26 protein-coding genes and 1 pseudogene are annotated in these 26,097 nt (G+C 72.6%); 12 read left to right on the forward strand and 15 right to left on the reverse strand.

Translation table 11 applies throughout. From position 1 onward, the window contains the following. Positions 1–48 precede the first annotated feature (48 nt). The 3 genes from moaA to ACWZEH_RS06645 form a co-directional block, all read right to left on the reverse strand. Positions 49–1,038, reverse strand: coding sequence for a GTP 3',8-cyclase MoaA (moaA, locus tag ACWZEH_RS06635; RefSeq protein WP_456196470.1), 990 nt, complete (start codon positions 1,036–1,038; stop codon positions 49–51). A gap of 187 nt (positions 1,039–1,225) precedes the next feature. Then, positions 1,226–2,854: a solute symporter family protein gene (locus tag ACWZEH_RS06640; protein ID WP_456196472.1), complete on the reverse strand. Its 1,629-nt coding sequence runs from the start codon at positions 2,852–2,854 to the stop codon at positions 1,226–1,228. Then, complete coding sequence (locus ACWZEH_RS06645) at positions 2,851–3,207, reverse strand: DUF485 domain-containing protein (protein ID WP_456196474.1); 357 nt, start codon at positions 3,205–3,207, stop codon at positions 2,851–2,853. The genes ACWZEH_RS06640 and ACWZEH_RS06645 overlap by 4 nt, the downstream gene beginning before the upstream one ends. 266 nt (positions 3,208–3,473) lie before the next feature. Between ACWZEH_RS06645 and ACWZEH_RS06650 the strand changes: the two genes are divergently transcribed. The 3 genes from ACWZEH_RS06650 (at position 3,474) to ACWZEH_RS06660 (ending at position 7,710) form a co-directional block, all read left to right on the forward strand. Continuing rightward, positions 3,474–5,036: a S8 family peptidase gene (locus tag ACWZEH_RS06650; protein ID WP_456196476.1), complete on the forward strand. Its 1,563-nt coding sequence runs from the start codon at positions 3,474–3,476 to the stop codon at positions 5,034–5,036. A 97-nt stretch (positions 5,037–5,133) separates the two neighbouring features. Beyond that, positions 5,134–6,600, forward strand: coding sequence for a CoA transferase (locus ACWZEH_RS06655; protein ID WP_456196478.1), 1,467 nt, complete (start codon positions 5,134–5,136; stop codon positions 6,598–6,600). A gap of 102 nt (positions 6,601–6,702) precedes the next feature. Further along, complete coding sequence (locus ACWZEH_RS06660; protein ID WP_456196480.1) at positions 6,703–7,710, forward strand: CopD family protein; 1,008 nt, start codon at positions 6,703–6,705, stop codon at positions 7,708–7,710. A 221-nt stretch (positions 7,711–7,931) separates the two neighbouring features. On the opposite strand, the pseudogene ACWZEH_RS06665 reads toward ACWZEH_RS06660, so the two are convergent. Then, positions 7,932–8,581, reverse strand: a pseudogene (locus ACWZEH_RS06665) (VIT1/CCC1 transporter family protein). A 238-nt stretch (positions 8,582–8,819) separates the two neighbouring features. Between ACWZEH_RS06665 and ACWZEH_RS06670 the strand changes: the two are divergent. Further along, positions 8,820–9,806: a DEDDh family exonuclease gene (locus ACWZEH_RS06670; protein ID WP_456196482.1), complete on the forward strand. Its 987-nt coding sequence runs from the start codon at positions 8,820–8,822 to the stop codon at positions 9,804–9,806. An 82-nt stretch (positions 9,807–9,888) separates the two neighbouring features. Beyond that, positions 9,889–10,119, forward strand: coding sequence for a hypothetical protein (locus ACWZEH_RS06675; RefSeq protein ID WP_456196484.1), 231 nt, complete (start codon positions 9,889–9,891; stop codon positions 10,117–10,119). A 39-nt stretch (positions 10,120–10,158) separates the two neighbouring features. Here ACWZEH_RS06675 and ACWZEH_RS06680 read toward each other — a convergent pair whose 3' ends face one another. Continuing rightward, positions 10,159–10,407, reverse strand: a complete 249-nt coding sequence (locus ACWZEH_RS06680) for a hypothetical protein (protein WP_456196485.1) — start codon at positions 10,405–10,407, stop codon at positions 10,159–10,161. A 479-nt stretch (positions 10,408–10,886) separates the two neighbouring features. On the opposite strand from ACWZEH_RS06680, the gene ACWZEH_RS06685 reads away from it, so the two are divergent. The 5 genes from ACWZEH_RS06685 to ACWZEH_RS06705 all read left to right on the forward strand — a co-directional run bounded on the left by ACWZEH_RS06685 (position 10,887) and on the right by ACWZEH_RS06705 (position 15,215). Further along, the gene (locus tag ACWZEH_RS06685; protein ID WP_456196487.1) at positions 10,887–11,450 is read left to right on the forward strand and encodes a dihydrofolate reductase family protein; all 564 of its coding nucleotides are present in this window, start codon (positions 10,887–10,889) and stop codon (positions 11,448–11,450) included. A 124-nt stretch (positions 11,451–11,574) separates the two neighbouring features. Next, positions 11,575–11,742, forward strand: a complete 168-nt coding sequence (locus ACWZEH_RS06690) for a hypothetical protein (protein WP_456196489.1) — start codon at positions 11,575–11,577, stop codon at positions 11,740–11,742. 50 nt (positions 11,743–11,792) lie between these two features. Next, positions 11,793–12,611, forward strand: coding sequence for an SURF1 family cytochrome oxidase biogenesis protein (locus ACWZEH_RS06695; protein ID WP_456196491.1), 819 nt, complete (start codon positions 11,793–11,795; stop codon positions 12,609–12,611). A 61-nt stretch (positions 12,612–12,672) separates the two neighbouring features. Then, positions 12,673–14,454 (forward strand): glycoside hydrolase family 15 protein, encoded by a 1,782-nt coding sequence (locus ACWZEH_RS06700; RefSeq protein ID WP_456196493.1) that lies wholly within the window; start codon positions 12,673–12,675, stop codon positions 14,452–14,454. 5 nt (positions 14,455–14,459) lie between these two features. Beyond that, positions 14,460–15,215 carry an SDR family oxidoreductase gene (locus ACWZEH_RS06705; RefSeq protein WP_456196495.1) on the forward strand — a complete coding sequence of 252 codons (756 nt, stop codon included), beginning with the start codon at positions 14,460–14,462 and terminating at the stop codon, positions 15,213–15,215. Positions 15,216–15,617: 402 nt separating this feature from the next. On the opposite strand, the gene amaP is transcribed toward ACWZEH_RS06705, so the two are convergent. The 5 genes from amaP to ACWZEH_RS06730 all read right to left on the reverse strand — a co-directional run bounded on the left by amaP (position 15,618) and on the right by ACWZEH_RS06730 (position 17,979). Beyond that, the gene (amaP, locus tag ACWZEH_RS06710; protein WP_456196496.1) at positions 15,618–16,205 is read right to left on the reverse strand and encodes an alkaline shock response membrane anchor protein AmaP; all 588 of its coding nucleotides are present in this window, start codon (positions 16,203–16,205) and stop codon (positions 15,618–15,620) included. Beyond that, positions 16,202–16,831, reverse strand: a complete 630-nt coding sequence (locus ACWZEH_RS06715; protein WP_456196498.1) for a DUF6286 domain-containing protein — start codon at positions 16,829–16,831, stop codon at positions 16,202–16,204. Before ACWZEH_RS06715 ends, amaP begins: the two co-directional genes overlap by 4 nt. Continuing rightward, positions 16,828–17,223 carry an Asp23/Gls24 family envelope stress response protein gene (locus ACWZEH_RS06720; RefSeq protein ID WP_456196499.1) on the reverse strand — a complete coding sequence of 132 codons (396 nt, stop codon included), beginning with the start codon at positions 17,221–17,223 and terminating at the stop codon, positions 16,828–16,830. The genes ACWZEH_RS06715 and ACWZEH_RS06720 overlap by 4 nt, the downstream gene beginning before the upstream one ends. Then, entirely contained in the window at positions 17,220–17,405 is a 186-nt protein-coding gene (locus ACWZEH_RS06725) for a hypothetical protein (RefSeq protein WP_456196501.1), read from the reverse strand. Before ACWZEH_RS06725 ends, ACWZEH_RS06720 begins: the two co-directional genes overlap by 4 nt. Before the next feature lie 79 nt (positions 17,406–17,484). Then, positions 17,485–17,979 (reverse strand): Asp23/Gls24 family envelope stress response protein, encoded by a 495-nt coding sequence (locus ACWZEH_RS06730; RefSeq protein ID WP_456199476.1) that lies wholly within the window; start codon positions 17,977–17,979, stop codon positions 17,485–17,487. A gap of 88 nt (positions 17,980–18,067) precedes the next feature. On the opposite strand from ACWZEH_RS06730, the gene ACWZEH_RS06735 reads away from it, so the two are divergent. Next, positions 18,068–18,889, forward strand: coding sequence for a nucleopolyhedrovirus P10 family protein (locus ACWZEH_RS06735; RefSeq protein WP_456196503.1), 822 nt, complete (start codon positions 18,068–18,070; stop codon positions 18,887–18,889). 25 nt (positions 18,890–18,914) lie between these two features. Here ACWZEH_RS06735 and ACWZEH_RS06740 read toward each other — a convergent pair whose 3' ends face one another. From ACWZEH_RS06740 to ACWZEH_RS06750, 3 genes are all read right to left on the reverse strand, one after another. Next, positions 18,915–19,718, reverse strand: a complete 804-nt coding sequence (locus ACWZEH_RS06740) for an enoyl-CoA hydratase/isomerase family protein (RefSeq protein WP_456196505.1) — start codon at positions 19,716–19,718, stop codon at positions 18,915–18,917. A gap of 146 nt (positions 19,719–19,864) precedes the next feature. Continuing rightward, positions 19,865–20,086, reverse strand: coding sequence for a helix-turn-helix domain-containing protein (locus ACWZEH_RS06745; RefSeq protein WP_018567695.1), 222 nt, complete (start codon positions 20,084–20,086; stop codon positions 19,865–19,867). Positions 20,087–20,458: 372 nt separating this feature from the next. Next, positions 20,459–22,057, reverse strand: a complete 1,599-nt coding sequence (locus ACWZEH_RS06750; RefSeq protein ID WP_456196507.1) for an ABC-F family ATP-binding cassette domain-containing protein — start codon at positions 22,055–22,057, stop codon at positions 20,459–20,461. A 251-nt stretch (positions 22,058–22,308) separates the two neighbouring features. Between ACWZEH_RS06750 and ACWZEH_RS06755 the strand changes: the two genes are divergently transcribed. Beyond that, positions 22,309–22,722: a VOC family protein gene (locus tag ACWZEH_RS06755; RefSeq protein ID WP_456196508.1), complete on the forward strand. Its 414-nt coding sequence runs from the start codon at positions 22,309–22,311 to the stop codon at positions 22,720–22,722. 320 nt (positions 22,723–23,042) lie between these two features. Here the strand turns inward: ACWZEH_RS06755 and ACWZEH_RS06760 are convergent, their stop codons facing one another. Both ACWZEH_RS06760 and ACWZEH_RS06765 read right to left on the reverse strand, forming a co-directional pair. Then, positions 23,043–24,416 carry a hypothetical protein gene (locus tag ACWZEH_RS06760; protein ID WP_456196510.1) on the reverse strand — a complete coding sequence of 458 codons (1,374 nt, stop codon included), beginning with the start codon at positions 24,414–24,416 and terminating at the stop codon, positions 23,043–23,045. Positions 24,417–24,699: 283 nt separating this feature from the next. Further along, positions 24,700–25,851, reverse strand: a complete 1,152-nt coding sequence (locus ACWZEH_RS06765; protein ID WP_456196512.1) for an alpha/beta hydrolase family protein — start codon at positions 25,849–25,851, stop codon at positions 24,700–24,702. Positions 25,852–26,097: the final 246 nt, after the last annotated feature.

Consider the following 26,097-nt stretch of genomic DNA (forward strand, 5'->3'; position numbering starts at 1 on the left):
TCCGGAATCCGACAAGGACTGCTCCGCGGAGCTTCCCGCGCGGCTCCCTCAGCCGCCGATCGCCGACATCGGGCGGTCCGGCTGGACGAAGGCCGGGTCGTCGAGGCCGGCGCCCGCCTTCTTGCCCCACATGGCCAGCTTCCAGATCCGGGCGATCTCCTCGTCGGGGGCGTCGGAGCGCAGGGCGGCACGCAGGTCCGTCTCCTCGGAGGCGAACAGGCACGTGCGTATCTGTCCGTCGGCGGTGAGACGGGTGCGGTCGCAGGCCGCGCAGAAGGGCCGGGTGACGGAGGCGATGACGCCGACGCGGTGCGGGCCGCCGTCGACCAGCCAGCGCTCGGCCGGAGCCGAACCCCGGGCCTCGTCGCCCTCGGGGGTCAGCTCGAAGCGGGTGCGCAGGGAGGTGAGGATGTCGCCGGCGGTGATCATGCCGTCGCGCTTCCAGCCGTGCTGGGCGTCCAGGGGCATCTGCTCGATGAAGCGCAGCTCGTAGTCGTGCTCCACGGCCCAGGCGAGCAGGTCGGGGGCCTCGTCGTCGTTGAGCCCCGGCATCAGGACCGAGTTGACCTTCACCGGGGTCAGGCCGGCCTCGCGGGCGGCGTACAGGCCGTCGAGGACGTCCTGGTGGCGGCTGCGGCGGGTGAGGGTCTTGAAGACGTCCGGGCGGAGCGTGTCCAGCGAGACGTTGACCCGGTCCAGACCGGCCTGCTTCAGGGCCGCCGCCGTGCGGCCGAGGCCGATGCCGTTGGTGGTGAGGGACATCTGGGGGCGGGACTCCAGGGCGGCGACACGCTCGACGATGCCGACCAGGCCGGGGCGGAGCAGGGGCTCACCGCCGGTGAAGCGGACCTCCTCGACGCCGAGGGAGGTGACGGCGACGTCGACGAGGCGGACGATCTCGTCGTCCGTCAGCAGGTCGGGCTTGGCAAGCCACTGCAGGCCCTCCTCGGGCATGCAGTAGGTGCACCGCAGATTGCACCGGTCGGTCAGTGACACCCTCAGGTCGGTGGCCACCCGGCCGTACGTGTCGATGAGCACGTGGGCCCCCTCCCTCTACTCGGATCACTCATGCTCCGTATCCGCGAGCCTACGTGACGCCACCGACAAGCCGCAGTATCCCCCGTACGGCAAAACGCGGCGAGATGCGCGACGGCCGCGTCGCAGGAACCTCCAAGGGTCCCTGCGACGCGGCCGGAAGGGGTGCCGATCGGCCCGGTCGGGCCGGTCAGTGGGCGCCGGTGCCGGTCAGTGACCGGACCTCCAGCTCCGCGAACTTCTTGACGTCGGGCTCCTCCTTCGACAGGACGGTGCCGAGCCAGCCCATCAGGAAACCGAACGGGATGGAGATGATGCCCGGGTTCTTCAGCGGGAACCACGCGAAGTCGACATCGGGGAACATCGCGGTCGGGGCGCCCGACACGACGGGCGAGAACAGCACCAGGCCGACGGCGACGATGAGACCGCCGTAGATCGACCACAGGGCGCCCTGGGTGGTGAACCGCTTCCAGAACAGGCTGTAGAGGATCGTCGGTAGGTTGGCGGAGGCGGCGACCGCGAAGGCCAGCGCGACCAGGCCGGCCACGTTCAGGTCGCGGGCGAGGGCGCCCAGGCCGATGGAGACGACGCCGATGAGGACGGTCGCCCAGCGGGCCGCACGGACCTCCTCCGCGCCGGTGGCCTCCCCCCTGCGGATGACGTTGGCGTAGATGTCGTGCGCGAAGGAGGACGACGAGGCGAGGGTGAGGCCCGCCACCACGGCGAGGATCGTGGCGAAGGCGACCGCCGAGATGGTGGCGAGCAGGATCGCGCCCCAGGCCGAGTCGACACCGCCCAGGTGCAGGGCGAGCAGCGGGGCTGCCGTGTTGCCGGACGGGTTGGAGGCGATGATCTCGTCCTGGGAGATCAGCGCGGCGGCGCCGAAGCCGAGGGCGATGGTCATCAGGTAGAAGCCGCCGATGATGCCGATGGCCCAGTTCACGGACTTACGGGCGGCCTTGGCGTTGGGCACCGTGTAGAAGCGGATCAGGATGTGCGGCAGGCCGGCGGTGCCGAGCACCAGGGCGATGCCGAGCGAGAGGAAGTCCAGCTTGGTGGTGCCGTCAGCGCCGTACTGGAGGCCGGGCTCGAGGAAGGCGTCGCCCTTGCCGCTGTTCTCGGCGGCGCTGCCCAGCAGGTCGGAGATGTTGAAGTTGAACTTCAGCAGCACCAGGAAGGTGATCAGGATGGTGCCGCCGATGAGCAGCACGGCCTTGACCATCTGCACCCAGGTGGTGCCCTTCATGCCGCCGATGGAGACGTACACGATCATCAGGAGACCGACGAGGGCGACGATGAGGATCTTGCCCGCGTCGGAGGTGATGCCGAGCAGCAGCGAGACGAGCACGCCGGCGCCCGCCATCTGGGCCAGCAGGTAGAAGATCGAGACGACGATGGTGGAGGTGCCCGCGGCGGTGCGCACGGGGCGCTGGCGCATGCGGTAGGCGAGGACGTCGCCCATGGTGTAGCGGCCGGAGTTCCGCAGGGGCTCGGCGACCAGGAGCAGGGCGACCAGCCAGGCGACCAGGAACCCGATGGAGTAGAGGAAGCCGTCGTAGCCGAAGAGGGCGATGGCGCCCGCGATGCCGAGGAAGGACGCGGCCGACATGTAGTCGCCGGAGACCGCGAGCCCGTTCTGGAAGGCGCTGAACTGGCGTCCGCCCGCATAGAAGTCGGCGGCGCTCTTGGTCTGGCGGCCCGCCCACACGGTGATGCCGAGGGTCGCGAGGACGAACAGCGCGAACAGGGTGATGATGAGCGGGCGGTGCTCGCTCGCCTCGTTCGCGGCGAGCTGGACGGTGGTGATCGAGGGGCTCATGCGCCGCCCTCCATACGCGTCTTGATGGCCTCGGCCTTGGGGTCGAGATGGGTGGCGGCATGCCGGGAGTACCACCACGCGATGAGGAACGTGGTGACGAACTGCAGGACGCCGAAGACGAAGGCGACGTTGATGTTGCCGAACAGCTTGGCGCCCATGAAACCGCCCGCGTAGTTCGACAGCAGCACGTACAGCAGGTACCAGACGATGAAGCCGACGGTCACGGGGAAGGCGAAGGAGCGGTAGGAGCGGCGCAGTTCACCGAACTCAGCGCTCTCCTGCACCTCGGTGAACTCCTCGGGCGTGGGGAGTTTGTGTTCCTCTGCTGAGGGGGGCGGTGCTTCGGCGGCCACGGAGTCTCCTCGCGGTGCGGGTGCGGGTCGGACGGGAACGGGGGCGAGTGTCCTCGCGCTCCCTGCACAACGTCACGGCGCCACGCGAGGGCCGGTTCAACCCTCCGTGCTTCTTTTGCGCGTACGTTTTCCGAAGACATGGCCGACAGAACGTTGCTGGCCGACTACGGCCCGGGATAGCTTCGCACTGCACCACCCGTCATGTACCTGCCCGAGCACCACCTGTGCCTCGGGCCGGTTTTATTTCCGGATGATGTGGAGACCCCATGGCTCATCTGCGTTCCAGACGCCGGCTCGCCCTCGCCGTGCCCGTCGCGCTGTCCCTGACCGTCTCGCTCGGCTTCCTGCCGGCGGCGGCCTCGGCGGTTCCGCAGGCGGCATCGGCCGCAACCCAACGGGCGAACGAGCAGGCGGCGGAGCGGGCGACGGACGCCCCCGGTCTGGCGTACGTCGTCAACACCAGGACGGACCACCGCACGATCGCGTCGGTGGAGAGGGCGGTCGCCGCGGCCGGTGGAACCGTCGTGGTCACGTACGACCGGATCGGTGTGATCGTCGTCCACTCGGCGAACCCGGGCTTCGCCCAGGAGATGCGCACCGTGCGCGGGGTGCAGTCGGCCGGTGCGACCCGCACCGCGCCGCTGGTCCCCGCGGGGACGACGGACGAGGGCGCGGCGGACCACGTGACGGCCGAGGAGGCCGCCAGGACGCGGGCCGTCTCCGAGCGGACCCCCGGCAGCGAGCCGCTCGAGGCCGACCAGTGGGACCTGCGCGCGATCGGCGCCGACAAGGCCGCACAGATCAACCCGGGCAGCCGCAAGGTGACCGTCGCCGTGATCGACACCGGCGTGGACGACTCCCACCCCGACCTCGAGCCGAACTTCTCCGCCGCCCAGTCGGCCAACTGCGTCGGCGGCAAGGCGGACACCAGCGAGGGCGCCTGGCGCCCGTACACGGACGGGGACTACCACGGCACCCACGTCGCCGGTGAGATCGCCGCGGCCCGCAACGGCGTCGGCGTCGCCGGTGTCGCGCCCGGCGTCAAGGTCGCGTCCATCAAGGTGAGCGACCCGGACAACGGGCTGTTCTACCCGGAGAACGTCGTCTGCGCCTTCGTGTTCGCCGCCGACCACGGCGTGGAGATCACGAACAACAGCTACTACGTCGACCCGTGGCTCTACAACTGCGTGGACGACCCGGACCAGCGGGCGATCGTCGACGCGGTCGACCGGGCCCAGAAGTACGCCCAGCGCAAGGGCACCCTGCACGTCGCGTCGGCCGGCAACTCCAACCACGACCTGGCCTCGGACGCGATCGACGACGCCTCCAGCCCCAACGACACCACCCCGGTCGAGCGCACCATCGACCCGTCCGAGTGCCTCGACCTGCCGACCCAGCTCCCCGGCGTGGTCACGGTCAGCGCGACGGGCGTGCAGAACCTCAAGTCGTACTACTCCACGTACGGCAAGGGTGTCGTCGACGTGGCCGCGCCGGGCGGCGACGGGCGCTACCAGACGCCTGACACCCCCTCGAAGAACGGCCGCATCCTGTCCACCATGCCGAACGGCGGGTACGCCTTCCTGCAGGGCACGTCGATGGCCGCGCCGCACGTCGCCGGTGTCGCCGCGCTGCTGAAGTCCAAGCACCCGTGGGCGACCCCGGCCATGCTCCAGGCGCTGCTGAAGGCGCAGGCGAACAATCCGGGCTGCCCGGAGTCGTACGACCAGGACGGCGACGGCGAGCAGGACGCGACGTGCGAGGGCGGCAGCCGGGTCAACGGCTTCTACGGCGCCGGCATCGTCGACGCGCTGCGCGCGGTGACGCGGTGACGCGGTGACGCTTTAGTCACCCTGTCGTACCTGTGAGTGTGGGGGCCGGGCCGTCATGTGCCCGGCCCCCACGCTGTCGATACCGCATAGTGCACCCATGACCGACACCGACCGCCCCTCCCCCGGTTCCCTCTCCGGCCCCGGCCTCGCGGCCGCCTGGTCCTCGGTGGGCGGAGACCCGGCCCTGCTCACGCGCGTGACGACCGTCGAACGGCCCGAGGTGCTCCCCGCTCGGCTGCCGGTACGGGGGTTGGCGCACGCCTGCGTGGGAGCGTGCGCGCTGGCCGCGGCCGAACTGGGTGCGCGGCGGGCGGGATCCCGTCGTCCCGGTGGTTTTGCACTCCCCGGGACGCCCGCTGTGCGGGTGGACGACGGGGCGGTGGCGGCGGCGTTCGTCAGTGAGCGGCATCTGCTGGTCGGCGGGCGGGCTTTGGTGGGCTTCGCTCCGCTGTCGCGGTTCTGGCGGACGGCCGACGGATGGGTGCGCACGCACGCCAACTACCCGCACCACCGGGCCCGGCTGCTCGCCGCGCTGGGTACGTCCGACGAGCCGGAGGCGGTGGCCGCGGCGCTCGCCGCGCGGTCGGCCGCGGAGGTCGAGGAGACCGTGTACGCCGCCGGGGGTCTCGCCGTCGCCCTGCGCACGCCCGCCGAGTGGGCGGCACACGAGCAGGCGGCGGCCGTGGGGCGGCGGCCGCTGGTGGAGCGCGGGCGGCTGGATTGCGCGCCCGCGCGGGTGCTCACCCCCGTGGACCGCGATCCGCTGCTGCCCGCGGCGGGGCTGCGGGTACTGGATCTGACCCGGGTCGTCGCGGGCCCTGTCGCCACCCGCACGCTCGCCCTGCTCGGCGCGGACGTGCTGCGCCTGGACCCGCCGGGGTTGCCCGAACTCCCCGACCAGCACACCGACACGGGGTTCGGGAAACGCTCGGCCCTGCTGGATCTGGCGGCCGGCCGGGACACGTTCGAGGAACTGCTCGCGGCGGCGGACGTGGTGGTCACCGGGTACCGGCCGGGGTCCCTGGAACGCCTGGGACTGAGCCCCGAGGCACTGGCCGGGCGCCGGCCCGGCGTGGTCGTGGCCGAACTGTCGGCGTGGGGTGCGTACGGGCCGTGGGGCGGCCGGCGCGGCTTCGACAGTCTGGTGCAGGCGGCTACGGGGATCGCGGTGAGCGAGGGTTCGGCCGGACGGCCGGGGGCGCTCCCGGCACAGGCCCTCGACCACGGCACCGGGTATCTGCTGGCGGCGGCGGTGCTGCGGGCACTGACCGAGCAGGAGGACGAGGGCGGCAGCCGGTTCGTACGACTGGCGCTGGCGCGGACGGCGGCCTGGCTGCTGGAGGGGGCCGCGCCCGCCCGTGCGCCGGACGGCGAACCGGCCGCGGAAGGTTCCTCCGTCCCCGATCCGACCGCGGACGGGCCCGCCGACGGCCGGCTCGCGGAGACGGACAGTGCCCTGGGAAGGCTGCGGTACGCCCGCTCCCCGGTGTCGTTCGCCGACGGCCCCCGCGACTGGACCCGTCCGCCCCGGCCGTGGGGTGCCGACGCGGCTCGATGGGCGTGACGGGCAGTCGACTGGACGCCGAACAGGACCTTTGCGTGAAATGCGCCCCGCATCCTCCGCCCCACGCTTGCCCGTTCTGTGAGCCCTTGTGAAGATCCTGGGGTGACTCTGACCAATCCCAGGCCCGGGGCGACCGGTGCGCACAGGGGTGCGCGGCGTTCCGGTACCGGCCCGGCCGCCGCCGTCGTCGTGCTGGTGGCCCTGGCCGCGCTGATACCGCTCCTCGGCCCGTCCCCGGCCCTGCACGGCACCGGTGAGGCCGCCGCGCCCGGCACCGGCGGCATAGCCCTGCTGCGGACGGTGCTCTTCGCGGCGCTGGCCGTACCCGTCGGCGAGCTGTTCGTGAAACGGCTGCTGCGGTCCGTGCCCGGCGCTCCCCCGGCCGTGCCGCACGGCTGGTCCACCGTCGCGAACTCCGTCGGGTTCGTGGCCGCCCTCGGGCTCGCCTCCGTCGTGGCCACCGGGAACCTGGTGCCCGACAGCCCCGCCGCCATCGACGTGGGCGGCCTGTACGGCTCGCGGGAGGGCAAGCTCGCCCTCCTGGAGGTCAACGCGTTCCTCGCCGCGGCCCTGTGCGCCGGATCCGGCCGTCCGGGGACGCAGGTCTGGCCGCTGGCAGCGGTCGTCGTCGCCGAGGCTCTGCGCGCGCACCCCGAGACCGAGTACACCCCGTTGATCGGCTCCGGGCTGACGCTGATCCATCTGGTCTGCGCCTCGCTCTGGGTGGGCGGCCTGCTGTACGCGCTGCGCACGATGCACGCGTGGCGGGGCTCGCCGGCGGGCGCCGTACTGCTGGGGCTGTACGCGCGCGTGGCGGCCGTTCTGCTCGTCGCCATCACGGCGACCGGGGTGTGCAGCTCGCTGCGCCGGATGCCGCCGGGGACGGTCCTGGAGCAGCTGACGGACACGGCGTACGGGCGTGTGCTGCTCGCCAAGGTGATTCTGATGGCCGGGGTCGCGGCCCTCGCCCTGTGGGCCCGGATCCGGCTGGGCCGCGCGGCCGATCCGTTGAGCGCCCGTACTCCCGCGCGGGCGGAGGCGTACGTCCTGGCCCTGGTGGTGGCGGTGTCGGGCCTCCTTACGGCGCTGCCGGTGCCGATCCGCTGGTGAGGGGCGGACGCCGGGACGCCCCACCGGCTCCGGGCGCGGACACCGAGCAGGCCCGTCCGGGCGCCGGCACCCGTGCCGCGCCGCGGGACACGGCCAGGGCCTGTCCGGCGGATCGAGTCGGAGGTGACCGACGGCAACACCGCTGGGGGCGGCCCCTGCTCGAAGAGCTTGGGGGAGGGCGCGCCGGCCCCGCGTCTCCGGCATGATCCGCCGGGCAGGCCCTACAACCCTGTGGCCCCCAGCAGGCTCCCTGCCAGGTAGGTCAGGCCCATGGCAAGGGCGCCGCCCGCCGTGTTGCGCAGGGTCATGCGTCCCGGCGGCGCTCCGCCCAGGCGGGCGCTGCTCCAGCCCGTGCGGACGAGGGCGGCCAGTGTGGAGACGACCGTGACCGGGAGCCGAAGGCCGGCCGGCGGCAGCACCATGGCAAGCAGCGGCAGCAGCACTCCCAGGTGAACGCCAGGAAGCTCGCGCCGGCCGCGTGCCTGGCGTTGACGAGCGTGTCGGGATCGATGCCGTGCTCCATGTCCGCGTGCGCCCGCAGGGCGTCGCGTTCCGTCAGCTGGACGGCGGCCTCCTGTGCCACTTCCCGTGACAGGCCGCGTTCCTGGAGCAGTCGGGTCAGTTCCTCCAGTCCGGCCTCGGGCCGTTCCTTCAGTTCCTGTCGTTCGTTCGCGAGGGCGGCCTTCTCCGAGGCACGCTGGGAGGAGACGGCGACGTACTCGCCCGCCGCCATCGACGTGGAACCGGAGATCGGGCCGGCCAGTCCGGCGGTCAGCAGAGCCGCGCGGTCATCGGTCGCCCCGGCCACGCCGACGACGAGGCCCGCGGTGGAGACGATGCCGTCGTTGGCTCCGAGGACCGCCGCTCGCAGCCAGTTGCGCCGTACGGCCGTGGAGACGCCGTGTGCTTCCCCTTGCGCCTCGCGGGGTGTCTCCTCGGGCCCCTCGCCGCGCGTCGGTTCCGCCGGTTCTGTCACATCGGAAGCATCGCATCCGAGTCGCGCCCCCGACGCCACCCGAAACTCCCGTGCGCGCCCGCGCGTGGGCCGCTCCGTCCGCCAGACACCTGGCGGACAAAGCTGTCGGCGGCGGCCCGTATCCTCGTGAACCATGCTCGAAGACCTCACGACCGAAGCGTCCTCCCCCGGCACGTGGCCGGCCGCGTATCCGCAGGGGTACGCGGTCGTCGACGTGGAGACCACGGGGCTCGCCCGGGACGACCGCATCATCTCGGCGGGTGTCTACCAGCTGGACGCGCGCGGCGAGGTCGAGGACCACTGGTACACGGTGGTCGATCCGGAGCGGGACCCCGGGCCGGTGTGGATCCACGGTCTGACGAGCGAGTCACTCGAAGGGGCGCCCCTGTTCGCCGACATCGCCGGGGAGTTCGCCACCCGGCTGGAGGGCCGGGTGCTCGTCGCGCACAACGCCGTCTTCGACTGGCAGATGATCGCCCGCGAGTACGCGCGCGCCCGCGTGCAGGCGCCGGTGAAGCAGCGGCTGTGCACGATCGCCCTCTCCAAGGAGCTCGCGCTGCCACTGCCCAACCACAAACTGGAGTCGCTCGCCGCGCACTTCGGTGTGGTTCAGCGGCGCGCGCACCACGCGCTGGACGACGCGAGGGTGCTGGCGGAGGTGTTCCGGCCCAGCCTGCGGACCGCGGCGGCGCGCGGTGTGCGGCTGCCCCTGCTCGAGTGCCTGCCGCTGACGGAGTGGACGGACCGGCCCCGCCTCGGGCAGCAGGCGGGCCACGGCGGCGGTTACCGGCCCGCCGGCTGGCGCCCGTCCCGCAAGCGGCCCGCGTGCCCGTACCCCAACCCGGGCCGGTACGCACCGGGCAGGCCGCTCAAGCAGGGCATGCGGGTCGCCTTCTCCGGCGACACCTCCGTGGAGCGGGACCTGCTGGAGGACCGGGCGACCGAGGCCGGGCTGCACGTCGCCACCAGCATCTCCCGGCTGACCAGCCTCCTGGTCACCAACGATCCGGACTCGGGCACGTCCAAGGTGGTCAAGGCCCGGCAGTACGGCACCCCGGTCGTGGACGAGGCGGCTTTCGGGCAGCTGCTGGGCGACGTCGAACCCGCTTCGGAGGGCTGATTCCGTACGCGCGAAGCGGCCGGCGGGACCACGGGCGGACCGACCCCGCGGGGCCTGGGCGCATGAGGATGAACTGAAGGGCGTGGAAGAGGAGATTGCGGATCTCCAAGCCCTCCGGAAGGCCAAGAAAGTGAAGGCCGGCACTCGTTCCATCACGGAAGAGCTGTTGGCGAACGGTCGGGAGAACCTGTCGATCGAACGTCAGTGGATCGTCGTTCGGAAGGTGCTCCGAGCGGCTCTCATTCGCCCGGCCGGGAGCCGGGGAGGCAGGTTCGATCCCGCACGGGTCGAGCCGGTGTTCCACACCGCCTGAAACGAGAAGCGGCCTCTTCCGCGGGGAAGGAGCCGCTTTCTACGCCGGTGATCCAACCTTGTCGACAATGCCCGCCTTGCCCTCGGCGCGGGCGCAGTGGGCGCCGCAGTACCAGTGACCGTCGACGTCAACACCCTGACCGATGATCTGCACCCGGCAGTGCTCGCAGATCGGGGCCATGCGGTGGATCGCACAGGCGAACGAATCGAAGACGTGACGAGCACCGTCCTGGGTCTCCACGGTGAACGCCAGCGCGTAGTCGTTCCCGCACACTTCGCAACGTGTCATAAGCAGTATGGTCAGCCGCCGGAAAGGCGCTCGCAAGCTGACAGCGCCACGTCGGCCAGGTACGACACCTGGTCGGCGCAGCCGTCATTTCAAGTCCATCGGTTCAAGGATCTCGTCCGTCCGGGCCTCGGTGCGGACCGGAGCTTCGGACAACCGTCTCTCAAGTCACTCTTCTTTTGCCACTCCCTCCCCACAGCGGCCTACTGTCCATGAATCATTCGAGACGGGACCTCGATTACCGCGACCGACCTACTCGACGTGTTGCCATGCTCTTCCAGTCACCTCGTCGTACATCGCGGCCGGTGTCACTCCGAAGTCCTCGGCCGGAGCAGAGGCACCCGCCTGAGGGTCACCGGGTGAGGTTTTCTCAACGAAATGATCCCGTGGGGTGACTCGGCCCAGGGGATCCCGCGAGCCGCGATGAGTCCTGCGGCGTCCGGCGGTCGTACTGTCGAACCCGTTACCGAGGAGGACCTCTGATGCGCAGCGTGACCTATTCGATGAGCGTCTCCCTGGACGGCTACATCGTCGGGCCGGACGGCGGCTTCGACTGGACGGCCCCCGACGAGGAGGTCTTTCGCTTCTGGACCGACGAGATTCGAGAGGTCGGCGTTCACCTGTTGGGGCGACGGCTGTACGAGACGATGCTGTACTGGGAGACCGCCGACCAGGATCCATCGCTCGACGACTCCATGCGCGAGTGGACCGCGCTCTGGAAGCCGCTCCCGAAGGTGGTGTTCTCCACCACCTTGTCGGCGGTGCAGGGCCATGCACGCCTGGCCTCCGGCGGCCTGGCGGAGGAGATCGAGCGGTTGCGGGCCGAGCCGGCGGAGGGCGACATCGCGATCGGCGGCGCGACTCTCGCCGCCGAGGCGGCCGCGTCGGGTCTGATCGACGAGTACCGGGCCATGGTCTACCCGGTGCTGGTCGGCGGTGGCATTCCGTTCTTTCCCGAACGCGAGCGCCGGGTGGATCTCGAACTCGTCGAGACCCGCACCTTCGGCTCGAGATTCGTCTATCTCCGCTACCGCGTGGCGCGTTAGCCGGCTCGTCCGCCGAGTCCTATCGACGGGAAACCCTTCGGATTCCACTCGTCAGGTCACTCACCTGCGGTGGCGCATATCACGTGCTGGAATCGCAGGAGTTTTCCATCCATGGAAGAGGAGAATGCGTGTCTTCGACTGCTTCTCCCGCGCGATCCACCGCATGGCCCCGGTCCGCGAGCACTGCCGGGTGCGGATCGTCGGCCAGGGGGTGGAGGCCGAGGGCCACCGGTACTGCGGTGCCCACTGCGCCCGCGCGGAGGGAAGGGCGGGGATCGTCGACCGGGTGTGAGGACGTACCCGCCTGAATGCACCCCGCGGCCCTGGCTGTACGGTCGTGGGGTGTATCGCTTCCTGTTGTCCCGCCAGTGGGTGATCCTCACTCTCCTGGCACTCGTGCTGATCCCGACGATGGTCGAGCTGGGCTTCTGGCAGTTGCACCGTCACGAGCGCCGGGTGGCCCTGAACCAGGTGATCGCCGACTCCCTGGCCGCGAAGCCGGTACCCGCCGAGTCCCTGACCGCGCCCGGAGCGAAGGTCGGCGACGCCGACCTGTACCGCGGCGTGACGGCGAGGGGCAGCTTCGACACCGCCGACGAGGTCGTCGTGCGCCGCCGCACCAACGCGGACGAGGAGGTCGGCTACCACGTCCTGACCCCCTTCGTCCTCGAGGACGGCAAGGTCCTGCTGGTCAACCGGGGCTGGATCCCCGCGGACGGTCCGAGCCAGACCGCGTTCCCGGAGGTTCCCGCACCGCCCGGGGGCGAGCTCACCATCACCGGGCGGCTGATGCAGGACCAGACGACCGAGGACAGCGGCATCAAGAACCTCGAGGGCCTGCCGGACCGGCAGATCATGCTGATCAACAGTGAGCTGGAGGCCGGCCGGCTCGGCAAGGAGGTCCTCGGGGGCTACGTGGACCTGACCGACCCCGGGCCGAGCGGCGACACCCCTCAGCCGGTCCCCTCCCCCGAGCACGACGCGATCGGCCCGCACCTGGCGTACGCCTGGCAGTGGTGGCTGTTCGCCGCGGGCGTCCCCGTCGGCTGGGTGGTCCTGGTCCGCCGCGAGGCCCGCGAGCGGGCGGAGAAGGCGGAGCAGGAGGCGGCCGCCGCGGGCGACGCCGAGGACACGCAGGACACGGAACCCGCGGCGGTGTAGCCCGTCACTCACCCGGCTCCTCCCCTGATTGCCACACCCGGCGGCCGGGCATCCGCACCTCGTGCACGCTATCGAGGACTACGCGCTCATCGGCGACGAACAGACCGCTGCCCTGGTGGGCGCGGACGGCTCCGTCGACTGGCTCTGCCTGCCCCGCTTCGACTCCGGCGCCTGCTTCGCCCGGCTGCTCGGCGACGAGAACAACGGTCACTGGCGCATCGCTCCCGTCGGCGCCGAGCGCTGCACCCGCCGCGCCTACCGCCGGGACACCCTCGTCCTGGACACCGAGTGGGAGACCGACGAGGGCCTGGTGCGCGTCACGGACCTGATGCCGCAGCGCGACCGCTCCCCGGACCTGGTGCGCATCGTGGAGGGCGTACGCGGTGAGGTGACCGTCCGCAGCACACTCCGGCTGCGCTTCGACTACGGCTCGGTGGTTCCCTGGATACGCAGGACGGACGGCCACCGGGTGGCGGTCGCCGGGCCGGACTCGGTGTGGCTGCGCATGGAGCCCGAGGTGCGCAGCTGGGGCGAGGACCGCACCACGTACGCCGAGTTCACGGTCGCGCCGGGCGAGCGGGTCGCGTTCGTCCTCACCTGGCACCCCTCCCACGAGCCGCGCCCGCCGCTGGTCGACCCGTACGCCTCGCTGCGGCACAGCATCGAGGACTGGCGCGCGTGGGCGTCCCACTGCCGGTACGACGGCCCGCACCGGGACGAGGTCGTACGGTCCCTGATCACGCTCAAGGCCCTCACCTACTCGCCCACCGGCGGGATCGTCGCCGCGCCCACCACCTCCCTGCCGGAGGAGCTGGGCGGAGTACGCAACTGGGACTACCGCTACTGCTGGCTGCGCGACTCCACGATGACCCTGAGCGCGCTGCTGGCGGCCGGGTACCAGGAGGAGGCGGAGGCCTGGCGCAACTGGCTGCTGCGCGCGGTGGCCGGCGATCCGGGGGACCTTCAGATCATGTACGGGGTGGCGGGCGAGCGACGGCTGCCCGAGTACGAACTGCCGTGGCTGTCCGGCTTCTGCGGCTCCACCCCGGTCCGGATCGGTAACGACGCCGTCGGCCAGCTCCAACTGGACGTGTACGGGGAGGTCGTGGACACGTTGGCACTGGCCCGGCGTTCGGGCCTGTCCCCGAAGCCGGACGTGTGGGCGCTGCAGGCGGTACTGCTGGACTTCCTCTGCTCGGCGTGGCGGCTGCCCGACGAGGGGCTGTGGGAGGTGCGCGGCGGCCGGCGGCACTTCGTGCACTCCAAGATGATGGTGTGGGTGGCCGCCGACCGTTCCGTGCGCGCCATGGAGGAGGATCCCGGCCTCGAGGGCGACATCGACAGCTGGCGCGCGCTGCGCGACGAGGTGCACCGTGAGGTGTGTGAGAAGGGGTACGACCCGGCGCGGAACACCTTCACGCAGTACTACGGCTCGCGGGAACTCGACGCCTCGCTGCTGCTGATGCCGCGTACGGGCTTTCTGCCGCCCGACGATCCGCGGGTGGTCGGCACCGTCGACGCGATCCGCGCGGAGCTGGGACCGGACGGATTCGTCCGCCGCTACACCGCGGACGGCGCCGGGGTCGACGGTCTGCCCGGCGTGGAGGGCACCTTCCTGGTGTGCTCGTTCTGGCTCGCGGACGCCCTGCACATGACGGGCCGGACCGAGGAGGCGCGCGAGCTGTTCGAACGGCTGATGGGGCTGGCCAACGACGTGGGGCTGCTGGCGGAGGAGTACGACCCGGCGGGCGGAAGGCTGCTGGGCAACTTCCCGCAGGCGTTCAGTCACATCGGCCTGGTGAACACCGCTCTCACGCTGTTCGGCGGCCGGAAGGCAGAATAGGCGCCATGGATCTTGGGCTGAAGGACCGGGTGTACGTCGTCACCGGAGCGACCCGCGGGCTGGGCAACGCCACCGCGCGCGAGCTGGTCGCCGACGGCGCGAAGGTGGTCGTCACGGGACGGGAGGAGAAGAGCGTCGCCGAGGCGGCCGCCGGTCTGGGACTGGACGCGGTCGGCGTGGCGGTCGACAACGCCGACCCCGAGGCGGCGGCACGGCTGGTCAACACCGCGCGGGAACGCTTCCACCGTTTCGACGGCATCCTCGTCAGCGTGGGCGGCCCTCCGCCCGGGTTCGTCGCCGACACCACCGACGAGCAGTGGCGGTCGGCGTTCGAGTCGGTGTTCCTGGGTGCGGTGCGGCTGGCCCGGGCCGCCGCGGCGGAGCTGGGCGAGGGCGGTGTCATCGGCTTCGTGCTGTCCGGTTCGGTGCACGAGCCGCTGGCCGGTCTGACCATCTCCAACGGGCTGCGCCCGGGGCTGGCCGGCTTCGCCAAGTCCCTCGCGGACGAGCTGGGCCCGCGCGGCATCCGTGTCGTGGGCGTGCTTCCGGGACGCATCGACACGGACCGCGTCCGTGAGCTCGACTCCCTCTCCGCCGACCCGGAGGCCACCCGCCAGGCGGCCCAGTCCCGCATCCCGCTGCGCCGCTACGGCACCCCGGCGGAATTCGGCCGCACCGCGGCCTTCCTCCTCTCCCCGGCCGCCTCCTACGTCACGGGCGTCATGGTCCCGGTGGACGGCGGAGTACGGCACGGGTTCTAGCCCACTGGCCCCGGGGCCACTCCGGCGGATCATGCCCCGGCCACCGGGCCGGGCCCCGGCGGTGCGGCGGGCTCCGGGATCCGGCCGCACCCCGGGGCCGGCAGCCCAGCCGGAAGCCGGGACCGGGGCTGGGGCGGGGCTGAGGCCGGTCCCTGGCCGGCCGCACGGCTCAAAGGCCGGCGCGGGGGCCGAACCACCGGGCTCGACCGCCCATCCGGAGCCCGGGATCCGGGCCGACCCACCCTGACGCTCCACCTGTCCCCCTTGTGTGAGGGACCAAGGGCAGAGCCCGGCTCGCGGCGCAGCCTGGAGCCGGGAGCGCTCCGCACACCGGGCTCGGCTGCCCGGCTGCCCGGCCTACCGCTACCCCCGACGTGCCGGCTGAAGACGGGCTCGACGGGCTCAGCCGACCCGTTCCGGCCGGTGCTTGACGGACTGGAGGCGGACCTCGGCCGGGAGGGTGGTGAGGCCCGTCGACTCGCGGGCGTGGGCCAGGGCTCCGGTGGTGAACTCGTCCAGCACCGTGCCGGGGTCGACGTGGGGCTCCAGGAGCAGACGGACGCGGGTCCGCGGGATGCCGCGACGGCGGGTCAGCCGTACGTGGGCCTGTCCGACGCCGTCCAGCCGGCCCGCCTCCTGGGTCAGCGCGGTCTCCAGCGCACGGCCGCGCAGCACCGCTTCGTCGCCGTCGCCGGTGGCGACGAACACCTCGGCGAGCCGCCTCCGGCGCAGCACCGCGACCAGCCACCACAGGAGGAGCAGAAGGAGGACCGCGAGCGCGGCGATCACGACCGGCCACCACCAGCCCGCGTCCCGCCACCGGGTCCGCTCGGCCTCGTCCAGCAGCACGTCGTTCCGTCCGTCGTGCAGCCACCAGGACGGCGCCGGTACTCCCAGCCCGACGGCCAGTACGGACCCGCCGAGGGCCACCAGGAGCAGCCCCACGATCCCGAGCAGGACACGGTTGACGACCCTGATCACCGCCCTCACCCCTTCCGGCCGGGACGCCGTACCCGTACCGCCGGCACGGGCGGCCGGGACAGCGCCATGCCCCTGACCGCGTCGTCGAGCACCGCGCGAAGATCGGCCCGTACGTCGTCCAGTTCACGGAAATGCGACACCGCGCGGACGTCGGCCCGCTTGCGGGTCACCCGTACCCGTACCGACCGCACCCCGGCGACTCCCACGGCCCGGTCCCGCAGTACCGTCGCCGCCGCGTCCCGGTCGAGGCCGGCGCGGACGTCGGGGCGGGTGCGGTGCATCGGGAGCAGGGACCGCAGCCCGGGGGTGAGGGCCAGCAGGAGCAGCCAGAGCCCGAGGAGGGCGGCGACTCCGGCGCCCAGCAGTACCCAGAAGTCGTCCAGGGGCCGCCTGGCCAGTTGGTCGGCCAGTTCCCGGCGCCAGCTCATCGCGGGCCGGTCGGCGCGCACCGCGGCGATGTCGTACAGGAACGCGGCAACGATCACCAGGAGCAGCAGCGCGAGCAGGCCGGCGGGAATCCTGCGGGCCGACCAGAAGCGCCGGGGGCCGGCGCCCGCGGCGTCGTCCGGCTCGGGCGGCGGTGGCTTCTCCAGGACGGTTCCTGCGGCCTCCCCGGCAGGCCCGGGTCCGCTCATCGGGTCCTCCCCGGGGCCGTGTCGAGGGGCGTCGCCAGATGCAGCCGTTCCACCTGGACGACGACCTCCGGCACCTGCATGTCCGCCAGTGTGGACACCCGTGTGACCACCTGTCGGCGCACCTCTCCGCACCGGCCGCCGATGTCACCGGGATAGCCGAGTTCGACATGGACGCGGACCCGTGCGGTGTCGTCGTGGTGGACGACGACCGTGGCGTACGGCGGCTCGGCGTCCGGGGGCAGCGGTCCGACCGCCTCGCGGGCCGCCTGGGAGGCGATCTTCGCGACCACCCGGTCGGCGATCCTGGTCGCACCGCGCTCGCGCGGCTCCACGACGGCCGGGGCGCCCCCGGCCGTGTCCTCCCCCGTGCGCACCGGTCCCACGGGTGTCACCGCCGCCGATTGTCACGGGTACGGAAGAAGTCGCCGAGGTCCAGGTCCCCCTCGAGGAACCGCCCGACGACGAAACCGATGGCGCCCAGGGCCGCCACCAGCAGGAAGGCACCGAATCCGCCGAAGTATCCGGCGAAGCCCAGTGCCATGCCGGCGATCATGCCGACCACGGCCATGCTCATGGTGCGCTCCTCAGCTCCTCGAACTTCTCAGCGGTTCGCCGTCCTCGCGGCCAAAGACATCCGTTCGCCGCGCGGTTCCTCACTGGAGACGGCTCTCCGACTCCTCGTCCTCCTCGTCCGGCAGCTTCACATCGCTCACCGCGATGTTGACCTCGACCACCTCGAGGCCCGTCATCCGCTCGACCGCCGCGATGACGTTCTCCCGTACGGCTCTGGCGACGTCGGTGATGGAGACGCCGTAGTCGACGACGATCTCCAGGTCGAGCGCGGTCTGCACCTCGCCGACCTCGGCCTTCACTCCGCGGGTGACCGATTTCGATCCGCCCGGCACCCGGTCGCGCACGGCTCCGAAGGTCCGGGACAGGCCACTGCCCATGGCGTGCACGCCGAGCACGTCCCGTGCGGCGAGGCCCGCGATCTTCTCGACGACACCGTCGGCGATCGTGGTACGGCCGCGGGTGGCGGCGTCGCCTCCGCCGCGCCGGGCACCCGGCCCCTTGCGCACGGAGGTGTCCGGCCCGGTCTTCTCGAGGTCGGCGGCCCGCGTGGAGCCGCCGTCCGTGGTCTCGCTCATCGCCGTACGTCCCTTCCGATCGTCGTCCACGGAACCACCGTATGCGCCAATGCGGCGTGGCGCGCCATGGATACGGCAGGCTGGGGGAATGACGGCGGACGGATGGACTCGGGCAGTGCGGCAGCAGCTGGGGCTGGGCAGGCTTCTGCCGCTGGGCGGATCGCGGGACGGAGCGTGGATCTCCGAGAGGGCCGCCGGGGAGGTTCTGCGGCGCGCGGTGGCGCGGGCCGAGCCGAACGTGCGCCTGGACGGTCTGCGGATCGCGCTCGCCACCCCCGAGGGCGCCGGTGAGCCGGTGGTCCCGCCTCCGCCCAGCGCCCTCCCACCGGGCCCGCTGCGCGTGACGGCCCGGTTCGCGGCCACCGCGGTGGAGCCGCTGCCGGCGACCGCGGACCGGCTGCGGACGGCGCTGTCGCGGGCCGCGGCGGAGCGGATCGGGCTGGTGGTGACGGAGGTCGACCTGCGGGTGACCGAGCTGCTGGACGCGGAGGCCGGGACGGCGGCGGGCCCGGCGGCGGCCCCTGCGACGGAGGGCGGGGCGGAGGCCGACGGACGGGCGGCCGGACCGACCGGTGCTCCGTCCGGGGGCGGGGCCGGTACCTCTTCCGGTCTCCCGGGGTCCGGTGGGTCCGGTGGGTCCGGTGGGTCCGACGAGGGCCGGGTCGCCGCTGCCGCGCTCGCCGTACCGGGGGTCTCCCGGCTGACGGATGTGCTCGGCCGCGCGGTGCACCTGGCGTCGTCACCGCAGGCGCCCGGCACCGTCTCCCTGACCGGCCGGCACGCGCGCGTGGACCTCGCCGTCGGGGCGGGCCACCGGGCACTGGACGTGGCCCGCGCGGTCCGCTCGGCGGTGTCGGCCGCCCTGCCGGACCGTCCGACGGTGGCGGTCCTGGTCACGGCGGTCGACTGACGCCCGTCGGAGCGTCACGGGCCGCTCATTCGCCGAGACCGGCCAGATCCCGCAGCCGGCGTCCCTGGGCCGCCCGCTCGGCGACCCGCTGCTCCTCGTACGTACGCTCCACGGCCCCGCTCAGCAGCGCCTTCGTCTCGATCACGGCGTCCCGGGGCGCGGCGAGCAGCGCCGCCGCGAGGTCCCGTACCGCTGCGTCCAGTTCACCGCCGGGCACGGCGATGTTGGCGAGTCCGGTGCGCACGGCCTCCTCGGCCGCGACGAACCGCCCGGTCGCGCAGATCTCCAGCGCGCGGGCGTACCCGACGAGCCCGACCAGCGGATGCGTGCCGGTCAGGTCCGGGACGAGTCCCAGGCCGGTCTCGCGCATGGCGAACTGGACGTCGTCGGCGACGACCCGCAGGTCGCAGGCGAGGGCCAGCTGGAAACCGGCTCCGATGGCATGCCCCTGCACGGCCGCGATGGACACGATGTCGCTGCGCCGCCACCAGGTGAACGCCTCCTGGTACACGGCGATGGTCGCGTCGAGGTCGGCCTCGCTGCCGCGCGCCATCTCGACGAACGACGGATCGCCCTCGATGCCCTCGGGAGTGAGCATCTGCCGGTCGAGCCCGGCGGAGAAGGACTTGCCCTCACCACGGAGCACCACGACACGCACGGAGCCCGGCAGCAGCCGGCCCGCCTCGGCCAGCGCGCGCCACAGAGCGGGGCTCTGCGCGTTGCGCTTGGCCGGGTTGGCCAGCGTCACCGTGGCGATGGCGTCGTCGACGGTGAGCCGTACGCCGTCCTCGTCGAGTACGGGACCAAGATCCTGGGCGGGCGAAGCCATGGAGCGCCTCCGATGGGTGCGGTCGTCCTCCGTACCGTACGGCGGGACCGGGCCCGCCCTGCGGCACAGCTAAGTGACTGCACAGTAACCACCCGCCCGGCCGGTCGGCCGACCGGGTGGCCACCTCGGATCGGGGGCGCCCGGGGTCAGGCCGAAGCGGCCTTCTTGCCCCGGGTCGCCCCGCCACGCCCTCGGAGCGTGACGCCCGACTCACTGAGCATGCGGTGCACAAAGCCATACGAGCGGCCGGTCTCCTCGGCCAACGCCCGGATGCTCGCACCGGCGTCGTACTTCTTCTTCAGGTCTGCCGCGAGCTTGTCGCGCGCGGCGCCGGTCACCCGGCTGCCCTTCTTCAGAGTCTCGGCCACCCGTGCCTCCTCATGGGAAGTGCGCTCTGGTCCCCTCATGATCACCCCTCCGGGGCCCGATGGCCACCCATTCGGCAAGGTCCGTGCGACAAGGTTGTGACGACAGGAGCGCATCCCCACATGCGGAATAACTCATTCCACAGTGCGCCGGCCACACCATCGGACGGGTTCCTCCGTGAAGTGCCAGGTCAGAACGGTGTCGCGGCCGAGCCCCGGACACTCAGGGGCTCGGCCGCGACATCGGTGCAGGACACACCTGGGTACGAGGAGATCTCACACGAATGATGGATCACCGATGGGCCGAATGATCCATACGCGGTGGATCACGCCGGCGACCGGTCCGTTCCGGAGGCCACGCGGCACGGGGGTCGCTCAGGCGAGGGCGACGAGATCCGCGTAGTCGGCGCCCCACAGGTCCTCGATGCCGTCCGGCAGCAGGATGATCCGCTCCGGCTGGAGCGCCTCGACGGCGCCCTCGTCGTGCGTGACCAGGACGACGGCGCCCTTGTAGGTGCGCAGCGCGCCGAGGATCTCCTCGCGGCTGGCCGGGTCGAGGTTGTTGGTGGGCTCGTCGAGGAGGAGCACGTTCGCCGAGGAGACCACGAGGGTCGCGAGCGCCAGGCGGGTCTTCTCCCCGCCGGAGAGGACACCGGCGGGCTTGTCCACGTCGTCGCCGGAGAACAGGAACGAGCCGAGCACCTTGCGGACCTCGACGAGGTCCATGTCGGGCGCGGCGGAGCGCATGTTCTCCAGTACCGTGCGGTCCCGGTCGAGGGTCTCGTGCTCCTGGGCGTAGTAGCCGAGCTTGAGCCCGTGGCCGGGTACGACCGTGCCGGTGTCGGGCTGTTCCACTCCGCCGAGGAGGCGCAGCAGGGTGGTCTTGCCGGCGCCGTTGAGACCGAGGATGACGACGCGGGACCCCTTGTCGATGGCCAGGTCGACATCGGTGAAGATCTCGAGCGAGCCGTACGACTTCGACAGGCCCTCGGCGGTCAGCGGGGTCCTGCCGCAGGGGGCCGGCTCGGGGAAGCGCAGCTTGGCGACCTTGTCGGCCTGGCGGACGCCTTCGAGGCCGGACAGCAGGCGCTCCGCGCGGCGGGCCATGTTCTGCGCGGCGACGGTCTTGGTGGCCTTGGCGCGCATCTTGTCGGCCTGGGCGTTGAGGGCGGCGGCCTTCTTCTCGGCGTTCTGCCGCTCGCGCTTGCGGCGCTTCTCGTCGGCCTCGCGCTGTTGCTGGTAGAGCTTCCAGCCCATGTTGTAGATGTCGATCGTGGAGCGGTTGGCGTCCAGGTAGAACACCTTGTTGACGACCGTCTCGACCAGGTCGACGTCGTGGGAGATGACGATGAAGCCGCCGCGGTAGGTCTTGAGGTAGTCGCGCAGCCAGACGATCGAGTCGGCGTCGAGGTGGTTGGTCGGCTCGTCGAGCAGCAGCGTGTCCGCGTCGGAGAACAGGATGCGGGCCAGCTCGATACGGCGGCGCTGACCGCCGGAGAGCGTGTGCAGCGGCTGGCCGAGCACCCGGTCGGGCAGGTTCAGCGCGGCGGCGATGGTGGCGGCCTCGGCCTCGGCGGCGTACCCGCCCTTGGTGAGGAACTCGGTCTCCTGGCGCTCGTACTGCCGCAGCGCCTTGTCGCGGGTGGAGCCCTGGCCGTTGGCGATGCGCTGCTCGTTCTCGCGCATCTTGCGGATCAGGGTGTCCAGGCCGCGGGCGGACAGGACGCGGTCGCGGGCGAGCACGTCGAGGTCGCCGGTGCGGGGGTCCTGGGGGAGGTAGCCGACCTCGCCGGAGCGGGTGACGTTGCCGGCGGCGGGGACGCCCTGGCCGGCGAGGACCTTGGTGAGGGTGGTCTTGCCGGCGCCGTTGCGGCCGACCAGGCCGATGCGGTCGCCCTTGGCGATACGGAAGGTGGCGCTCTCGATGAGGACACGGGCACCGGCGCGCAGCTCGATGCCGGAGGCGGAGATCACGGACAGGCTCCAGGGCGTTGGGTGGCGGTGGGCGGCTGAGGGCGTTCCCGCCGTCTAATGCGCGAGGAGAATGGCCATGGGATCCATTCTAACGGGGCCGCGCAACCTCTTTTCCGGCGCGCGGATGTGCGGTGCGGACGGACCGCGGAGCCGGGGGCGTTGTCAGCGAGGGGTGCCAGACTGGGCGACAGGTCGATTTTCCGGCGGTCTTCCGGCGATTGTCCGGTTGTGGGACACAAGGGGTGATGACCATGGCAGGCACGGACGGCGGGCGTCCGAGCGTCTTTCCGGCCCTGCTGTACGCGGACGCCAAGGCGGCGATCCGGCAGCTCACCGAGGCCTTCGGGTTCACCGAACTGTCGGTGTACGAGGACGAGGGCGGCGGGGTGGCCCACGCCGAGCTGGTGCAGGGCAACGGCGCGGTGATGCTGGGTTCCAAGGGCACCGGCAGCGCGTTCGACAAGGCGATGGAGGGCTCGGGCCCGGCCGGGGTCTACGTCGTCGTGGACGATGTGGACGCGCATCACCGGCGGGCGGTGGAGCAGGGCGCGGAGATCCTGATGCCCCCGACGGACCAGGACTACGGCTCGCGGGACTACACGGCCCGCGACGTCGAGGGCAACATCTGGAGCTTCGGCACGTACGCACCCGAGACGGGGACGTGAACGGGAAGCGGAAAGGGCCGCGTGGGGAGGTGCCGCGCTGAGGGGTCCTTGCACTGTGCCCGCCCGGGTCGCGCGGCCCGGCACCGCACCTCGCCGCGTTGCCACAGAGCCCTGGTGGCTCCGCCACGAGGGCTCTGCGGCGCCTCGCGATGCTCCCCCACTGCCTGAAAGGCGTGGGCGGTACCCCCGGCACCGGACCACGCGACCTCATCGGGCGCTCACAGTGCAAGGACCCCTGAGGGATGGGGAGCCTCGGAGCGGCCGACGGTCCGCAGGGCCGCGCGGGCGGGCGGTCCTGCGGACCGTGCGGGGTGCCGGTGTCAGCTTCCGTTGTGCACCTGGAAGGCGGCCCGGCGGACGGCTTTGGCCAGGGCCGGATCGGGGTGCGCGGCGGCCAGGGCGACCAGGACCTGGACGGTGCGCGGGTGCCCGACGGCACGCACCTCGTTCAGCAGCGCGGGGACCGTGGGCTGGACCGCGGACTCCAGATGCCGTACCAGCAGCGGAGCCTCCCCGTGGTCGGCGACCGCGGCGGCGGTGTCCACCCACAGCCAGGTGGCCTCCGACCGGGTGAGGACCTCGTGGGCGTCCTCGGGGTCGGCGCCCTCGTGCTCGGCGAGCCACAGCAGGGCGTAGGGCCGCAGGGTCGGCTCGTCGTGGACTGCGCGGACCTCGGGTTCGGCGGGGGCGCCGACGACCCGCAGCGCCTCGAAGGCGAGGCCGCGCAGCAGGGCGTCCTCACCGCGGGCGGCGTCGAGCAGTTCGGTGACGGCGCTGCCCACCGGGCGGGCGGCGAGCCAGGCGCGGTACTCGGCGCGGGCGGCGTTGGGGCGCAGTTGGGCGCAGCCGCGGAGCATGTCCTCGGCACCCTGCTCGATGTTCCCGGCGGGGCTCTGGGCGGCGACGCAGATCTGCTCCAGTTTGACCCAGACCGCCCAGCTGCCGAGCGGGGTGAGGGTGGCCTGTCCCTCGCCGCAGGTGAGAGCGCCCACGGCGGCGAGGGCGCTCAGGGCCCAGTCGAGGAGCGGGGCGAGCGTGGCGTCGTCGGCACCCGGCCCGGTGGGGGCAAAGGCGGGCGCCTCCGCCGGTCTGAGCTGGGGCTCGGGGTGGGCGGGGTCGGAGGGGCGGGGCCCGTAGTCGACCTCGCAGCGTTCCGTGCGCAGTTCGGTGACCCGCTGCTGCAGGAGGTCGAGAAGCTGCGGGACGGGGACCGGGCCGGCCGACAGCTGGAGGAAGGAGAGCACCTGTGGCATGGCCGAGACGACCTCGCCCACGGCGGCGGGCTCATGGCCCTCGGGCTCCGGGTGGGCGAGCGACCAGGCGTCGAACAGAGCGACCCAGCCGCGCAGCACGGCGCTGTCGTCGCGGTTCCAGGCGCGCAGCCGCCAGCCGGGGCGGGCGGTGTCGCCGTGCACCTCGACCAGGCCGGCGAGCCGGGCCGTGTCCCAGTCGGCGCGGACCTGATCCGGGGTCAGACCCAGATCGTCGGCCGCCCATTCGGCGGTCGCGTCGGAGAGGATGGCCTGGCCGGCGGCCGTGGCGCTGCCCCGGCCGGGGCCCAGGGCCGCGTCGGCCCAGCGGGCGACGCGGGCCGCACCGGCCAGACCGGAGCGTGCCATTCGGGCCAGCTCCGCAGGGGCCGGGGTGCCTTCCGGCGGGCGCGGCGCGGGGCGGCGCGAGCGCTGCTGGTTCATTGCCCTGGGTGCGGCGGCCAGGGGTCGCGGGCGGACAAGTCGAAGCCTGGAGTCGCGCGGGATACGGGACGTCACGGGTGCAGTCTCGCGGTTGACGGTCCGAAAACCCAAACGGAATGTCACACGCGGCGAAGGGGAAGGCCAACGCACCGGGGAGCACGGACGGTCGGAGGAAGGAAACAGGCCGGGACAGGCCGCGGACACGCCGCGGAGCGGAATCCCGGCGGTGGCCCGCGGGACCGGCGGTCACGGCCGTCCCGCGGGCCGCCGCGGTGCGCGGCGGTCACATGAAAGGGGTGAGGAAGCGGCGCAGCACCTCTTCGTAGGTGTGCGGGTCGGCGTTCCACATCGCGCCGTGCGGAGCGTTGTCGACCGTGTGCAGGGTGACCGTGTTGGGCTGGGCGGCGGCCAGGCGGCGGGAGGGCAGCCAGGGGGCCACCGCGTCGCCGGGGCCGTGGACGATCAGGGCGGGGATGCCGACGCGCTCCGGCCCCGGGGTGCCCGGGTGACGACCACCCTGGTGATGACCGAAATGGTCGCCGTGGCGGCCGGTGCGGCCCTGGGCGGCGCGGACCGCCAGGGGCAGCAGCGCGCCGGGCGTACGCCGGGCGGCGGCGAGGGCCCGGAGTGTCGATTCCCAGCTGAGTACCGGGGAGTCGAGGACCAGCCCGGCGACGTGGTCGCGCAGCCCGGAGCGGGCGGCGGCGCGCAGCGCCATGGTCGCGCCGGTGGACCAGCCGAGCAGGACGACCTGCCGGGCGCCGGCGTCCACCGCGTACCTGATCGCCGCGTCGAGGTCGCGCCACTCGGTCTCGCCGAGGTGGTTGAGGCCGTCGGGCGAGCGCGGCGCGCCCCGGTCGCCCCGATAGGCGGGGGCGAGCACCGGAAAGTGGTGCCGGTGCAGGAACTCCATGAGGTTCATGGTGTGTTCCCGGGTGGTGCCGAGGCCGTGCACCGCCAGCACCCAGGTGTCCCGGACTCCCGGCACGAACCAGGCGGGTAGAGGGCCGAGTTCGCCGGGGACGTCGACGTCTGTGTGGTCCAGGCCCAGGGCGGTCCCCGGATCGCCGACGTAGAGGTTCGGGGTGAACCAGACCCGGTCACCGGGCTCGAGGGTGCCCCGTACGACGCGTTCGACCCGGCGTACGACGGTGTCGGCGGAGGACGGAACGCCGGCCAGGACGGGGCCGACGACCGCGTGTGCGCCGTCACCGGCGAGGCCGTAGCGGCCGGGCCGCAGCGCGGCGAGGTGCCGGGTGAGGGTGACCTGTCCGGCGGCGACGCCGTGCACGGTGAGCCGGGGCTCGGTGGGCAGGGGTCTGCCCGGCGGCGCCTTGAGGGCGGCGTCGCTGGCAAGTCTGCCGACCGCCACCGCGGCGACGGAGGCCCCTATCACGGCGGTGACGGCAGCGGCCGTCGTTCTGACAGTACGCACCCACCCAGTGTCCCGGTGGACCTGCCGCCCGGCCACCCCGGCGGTCGCACGGGACCGGGCTGCCGGGTACGCCCGGTCGCCGGGCCGGGCGGCAGCCGGGGGGCCGGGCTGCCGAGTCGCCAGGTCGCCGGGCTGCCAAGGGGTCCTTGCACTGTGCCCGCCCGGGCCGCGCGGCCCGGCACCGGACCTCGCCGCGTTGCCGGAAAGCCCTGGCAGCTCCGCCACGAGGGCTCTGTGGCGCCTCGC

This window comes from Streptomyces yamdrokensis, from assembly GCF_053890455.1.